Raw genomic sequence first — 5,083 nt, forward strand, 5'->3', positions numbered from 1 at the left:
GGATAACTGGGACCTGCTGGACAGCGCCATCACCCTGATTGAGGATGCAAGGGGGCGGGGGGTTGAAGTGACGACAGATATGTATATGTATAATGCGAGTTCCACGGGCCTCAATGTGTTACTCCCACCCTGGGCCAGGGAAGGGGGGCATGACCAGACTATGGCCTATATTTCAGACCCTAAAAAAAAGGAACGGATGATCAGGGAAGTCAATTTCCACGTCCCTCCTGAAAAAATACTTTTGGTCGGTTTTAAAAATCGGGACCTAAGAAACCTCATCGGGAAAACATTGGAAGAAGTAGCCCGCCAACGCGGGGTTTCGCCGGCAGAAGCTATAGCTGATTTGATTTTTGAGGACGATAGCCGGATTCAGGTGGTCTACTTTTCGATGAGCGAGGAGAATGTTGAGAAGAAATTGGCTTTACCCTATATGGCGGTGTGCTCAGATGCCGGTTCCTATACCAATGAGGGCGTATTCCTCGAACAGAGTACCCATCCGCGGGCGTATGGATCCTTCGCCCGCCTTCTCTCACATTTTGTACGGGAAAAAAAGGTGATTTCACTTGAGGAAGCGATCCGAAGGCTGACCTCACTTCCCGCCGAAAACCTTAAACTCAAACGAAGGGGATCTCTTAAAACAGGGTATTTTGGAGACGTCGTGGTATTTGATGCCGCAAAAATCCAGGATCACGCCACCTTTGAGTCCCCGCATCAATACACAACGGGGGTGGAACATGTTTTGGTAAACGGGGTTCGGGTGATCGCCAACGGGGATCATACAGGGGCCACTCCAGGTCGGTTTGTTAAAGGTCCTGGTTATAAGTTCTGACCCCTGCGGCTTTCGTCCGTCAGACACTGTGGTATAAACCAAAGTAACCTCACTCTTTTCCGGCCTGTAATACTAAGCACAAAAAAACCGTCACGATTGATATCGAGACGGTTCCTTCTCCTTATAAATTGCTATCTCAGCTCAGTTCATCCTGTACCAGGTAGTAAAAAGCAGAACGGCTTTTTTGATGGATTCCGGACATTTTATCGGTTACAGCCTTAACCGCGGCCATCCCTTTGTCCTTATCCGATATTCCCATTGTCTTTTCAACGAAATTCCGTCTTACCGTTTCCAGTTCCGACTCATCCTTCGTCGCTACAAGGGTCGCGTCGAGATTATCAACCATTGATTTAAGGCGGTTTACCAGCTCATCAAGACGTCCATGATCTACGGAATCTACCCCGCACTCATTCAGTTGTTTAACGGCAATGCTTTTTAATTCTGCCAGTTTTTCGGAAGTGTCACTCATAACTATTCTAATTTAAATTTGAAAATTGATTTATATGCTCAATCGGTGGCAGGTTGGTAAAGGCCCCTAAAATACTGAATTATTCATAAAAAAACTCCTAAATTCGACATTAATACCGGTGGCATATGGCCTTGCCGACCCCAGGGAAATAAACCCTAAGCCAATGAAATCGATACCTTACCCCTATGCGATTCTCAAAAAGCCTGAACAAACAAGGGTCTATATAGTCAGGTTTTTAAGACCCCTGATTTGCTCTCTTTTTGCGATGGGCGCAGCTTCACTTTGGGGTCAGGACCCCCTTCGTTTTCAAGAGGAAATTCAGATGCTCAAACACAAAACGGACAGCCTTTGGAATGGAGAAAATGGGACATTGCTCTTTACCGGGAGTTCGAGCATTCGTATGTGGGAAGATCTGCAGGAGCGGTTTCCCAATGAGCATATCCTAAATACAGGTTTTGGAGGATCTCAGGCCACTGACTTATTGTATTACCTGCAACCCCTCGTTTTGTCCTATAAACCCAAAAAGGTATTTATATATGAAGGAGATAATGACCTGGCAGAAGGGAAAAGAGTAGGACAGGTCCTGAAAGTACTCGAAAACATTACCGAGGGACTCCGGAACGAAATGCCGGATGTTTCTATCGTCATCATTTCGGCAAAACCCAGTATCAGTCGCTGGGGCCTAAGAGGAAAATACAAACGGTTGAATAAGAAACTGCGGCGATGGGCCACCCGCCATCAGCATCTGGATTTTGTAGATGTCTGGAACCCGATGTTAGCCGATAAAAAACTGAACACCTCACTTTTTATAGAAGATGGGCTGCATATGAATGAAACCGGATACGACATTTGGGAGTATGCCCTGAAGCCCTATATCAAACCCTAAAAAAATTTCAATGCGAATACTGCCCCGGAAATTCCCAAAGTTGTCAATGGCCCTCACTGCTTTTGTGGCTATTGGATTTCTTTCAGGATGCTCCCACGAGCCGAAATTACCTGAACTTGCTTTACCCGAAACGGATCTCACAGCCAGCGCACTAATTCCCAAACCGGTAAAAGTGGTCGACGGGCCCGGCGCTTTCCCCCTCGATCGACATACGGCCATCTATACCGAAACAGAAAGCGATGCGTTTACCGGCGTGGGCGAATTTCTCTCGGAGGAAATTCAACAGGCCCAAAAACTGACCATTCCATTAAATCCGGATTCCGGTACAGAATTATTCAGGGGCATCTACCTGGAACAAATCCCGGGAATGGCAGGGGAAGCCTACGAATTACAGATTACCCCTGACAGTATCCTGCTGCGATCGGCCACGGCCGAAGGTGCCTTCCGGGGTGTACAAACACTGCGACAACTCCTGCCTGAAACCTCAAATGACACCCTTGCGGAGTACCCGGTCTGGGTGATCCCGGGAGGGATGATACAGGATAAACCCACCTTCGAATATCGGGGTAGTATGCTGGATGTTGCCCGTCATTTCTTCGACCTTTCAGATGTGAAGAAATACCTCGATGTCATGGCTTACTACAAAATGAATTATCTGCATTTGCATCTCACCGATGACCAGGGTTGGCGTATTGAAATTACATCCTGGCCCAAACTTACTGAGATTGGGGGCCGAACAGAAGTCGGGGGACAAGCCGGGGGGTATTACACCCGGGAAGATTACAAAGCCCTGGTTGACTATGCCGAAGAGCGCTATATCACTATAGTCCCTGAAGTGGATATGCCCGGACACACCAATGCGGCCTCCGTATCTTATCCTTTTCTGAATGGGAACGGAAAAACGCCAAAACCCTACACGGGAATGCGGGTGGGCTTTAGTACATTGGATACGAAAAAAGACACCGTTTATCAATTCATCGATGACGTAGTGCGTGAGATTTCAGCCATGACCCCGGGACCCTATTTTCATATCGGGGGAGATGAAAGTCACGCCACACGGAAAGCGGATTATGAATATTTTATAAAACGGGTGGTTCCTATTGTCCGCAAATATGGGAAAATACCCATAGGCTGGGATGAGGTAGGTACAGTCTCCCTGGATGGCGATATGGTAGCCCAGTTCTGGCAGGAGGAGGCGAATGCGGTGCAGGCAGTAGAACAGGGAATGAAAATACTGATGTCCCCCGCGAAAAAAGCATATCTCGATATGTCCTACGACAGCATTTCAAAATTCGGACTGCACTGGGCCGCCTACATCCCGGTTGATAGCGCGTACAACTGGTCGCCGGCGACGTATTCAAAAAAAATACCAGGGGAGGCCATTTTGGGAGTGGAAGCCCCCTTGTGGTCAGAAACCATAAGTACTATTGCGGAGTTGGAATACCTGGCTTTTCCACGCCTGCTGGGAATCGCAGAATTGGGTTGGACACCATCCGGGGAACGCTCATGGGACGACTACAAATCGCGCCTGGTGCGGCAAACACCTTATTTTAAAAGGCTGGACATTCAGTTTTACCCTTCTCAGCGCGTACCCTGGACGGAGGCAGATTCCCTTCTGCCCTGGTACAACAACCGGACCAAATAAATGGACTCCCGGATGGGATTAATCCTTTGGGGCCTCGTCCTCTGATAGAGTTTCGGCATCCCCGCCAGGGGTTGCATCCGGGTCGGAGAAATCCGTGAGATCGTGCTCCACCAGCAAATTATACCATTGGATGACTTTTTTAATATCGCTGGGGTACACCCGGTCTTCATCGTAATCCGGAAGTACTTCAAAGAAGTATTCTTCAAGGGCCAGTTTGTCGGCTTTGGGGGCAACCGAAGTTTTTGCTCCCTTTTCCTTTTCTGAAATCTTCTGAAAAACTTCCCTAAGCGGGAGTTCTTCTTCCAATGTATAGATGGCGATTTCGGAGAGTACACTGATATTGTTGGCAATGGGTACAGAAATCTTCTTCCCATCACTCAGGGCCTGAGCGACCAAACCCGTCCGGGTTTGTGTGATCAGCCGGTATAATCCCGGCTTTCCTCCGATAGATAATATTTTATTTAAACTCATATCAAAAATTGCAGCTGCAAATATGGGAATTTCCTTCTAATGCAGGAACCCGTTCTTTACGGGAATCTGAAATATCTGTATCCCCTGTTATTATCGCACTTTTTTCTGGGCCGGGAATCGCATTTTATAGTCTACTGAAATCTTGCCTTTGGAGATATTGGTGAGCTTACCTTTGAGCAATCGACGTTTGAGGGATGAAATCTTATCGGTAAACAGAACACCCTCAATGTGGTCGTATTCATGTTGAATCACCCGGGCGAGGAGACCGTCAAAAGTTTCAGTCCGGGAGTTAAAATCAGCATCCATATAAGTCACCTGAATCTCGGGATGTCTGTTGACATCTTCCCGGATATCCGGAATGCTCAAACATCCTTCATTAAAGGCCCATTTGGGGCCTGATTCGGATTTTATCTTCGCATTGATAAAGACTCTTTTGAATCCGTTGAGCTCCTCCCGCTCTTCCGGGGACAACTCCTCATCTTCGGCAAAGGGACTTGTATCCACTAAAAACAAGCGAATCGGTTTCCCGATCTGCGGGGCCGCAAGGCCTACTCCGTTGGCCTTGTACATCGTCTCCCACATATTGGCTATAAGGCTATCTAATTCCGGATATTCCGGTTCGATCTCGGAACACATTTTTCGCAATACCGGATCGCCATAAGCTACGATAGGTAAAATCATAGGGTTTTCCTGCTTAAATATGACTGTAATATTAAGGTGGCGCTTATCTGGTCCAGCGTTTCCTTTTGTCTTCTTTTTTTCTTTTTCATCCCACCTTCAACC

At 47.5% G+C, this 5,083-nt stretch carries 6 protein-coding genes and 1 pseudogene; 3 read left to right on the forward strand and 4 right to left on the reverse strand.

Annotation, left to right across the window (positions count from 1 at the left end):
• A partial coding sequence (locus WBV75_RS03575; RefSeq protein ID WP_424119286.1) for an N-acyl-D-amino-acid deacylase family protein occupies window positions 1-829 on the forward strand: 829 nt, incomplete at its 5' end.
• A 136-nt stretch (window positions 830-965) separates the two neighbouring features.
• On the opposite strand, the gene WBV75_RS03580 is transcribed toward WBV75_RS03575, so the two are convergent.
• Entirely contained in the window at window positions 966-1,298 is a 333-nt protein-coding gene (locus WBV75_RS03580) for a DUF2853 family protein (protein ID WP_424119287.1), read from the reverse strand.
• Between the two features lie 163 nt (window positions 1,299-1,461).
• On the opposite strand from WBV75_RS03580, the gene WBV75_RS03585 reads away from it, so the two are divergent.
• Both WBV75_RS03585 and WBV75_RS03590 read left to right on the forward strand, forming a co-directional pair.
• A complete protein-coding gene (locus WBV75_RS03585) occupies window positions 1,462-2,184 on the forward strand; it encodes an SGNH/GDSL hydrolase family protein (protein WP_424119288.1) in 723 nt (240 codons plus the stop codon).
• 10 nt (window positions 2,185-2,194) lie between these two features.
• Entirely contained in the window at window positions 2,195-3,829 is a 1,635-nt protein-coding gene (locus WBV75_RS03590) for a family 20 glycosylhydrolase (RefSeq protein ID WP_424119289.1), read from the forward strand.
• Between the two features lie 18 nt (window positions 3,830-3,847).
• Here the strand turns inward: WBV75_RS03590 and WBV75_RS03595 are convergent, their stop codons facing one another.
• From WBV75_RS03595 to WBV75_RS03605, 3 genes and pseudogenes are all read right to left on the reverse strand, one after another.
• A complete protein-coding gene (locus WBV75_RS03595) occupies window positions 3,848-4,300 on the reverse strand; it encodes a DUF5606 domain-containing protein (RefSeq protein ID WP_424119290.1) in 453 nt (150 codons plus the stop codon).
• A gap of 90 nt (window positions 4,301-4,390) precedes the next feature.
• Window positions 4,391-4,981: a peptide deformylase gene (def, locus tag WBV75_RS03600; RefSeq protein ID WP_424119291.1), complete on the reverse strand. Its 591-nt coding sequence runs from the start codon at window positions 4,979-4,981 to the stop codon at window positions 4,391-4,393.
• Window positions 4,978-5,083, reverse strand: a pseudogene (locus tag WBV75_RS03605) (Holliday junction resolvase RuvX); the annotation flags it as partial. The pseudogene WBV75_RS03605 and the gene def, both read right to left, overlap by 4 nt.

The organism is Robiginitalea sp., assembly GCF_049588695.1.
Taxonomy (GTDB): domain Bacteria; phylum Bacteroidota; class Bacteroidia; order Flavobacteriales; family Flavobacteriaceae; genus Robiginitalea.

Coding starts and splice junctions, on each gene's coding strand:
- WBV75_RS03580 (WP_424119287.1), bottom strand. CDS start 1,298: ATGAGTGACACTTCCGAAAAACTGGCAGAATTAAAAAGCATTGCCGTT.
- WBV75_RS03585 (WP_424119288.1), top strand. CDS start 1,462: ATGAAATCGATACCTTACCCCTATGCGATTCTCAAAAAGCCTGAACAA.
- WBV75_RS03590 (WP_424119289.1), top strand. CDS start 2,195: ATGCGAATACTGCCCCGGAAATTCCCAAAGTTGTCAATGGCCCTCACT.
- WBV75_RS03595 (WP_424119290.1), bottom strand. CDS start 4,300: ATGAGTTTAAATAAAATATTATCTATCGGAGGAAAGCCGGGATTATAC.
- def (WP_424119291.1), bottom strand. CDS start 4,981: ATGATTTTACCTATCGTAGCTTATGGCGATCCGGTATTGCGAAAAATG.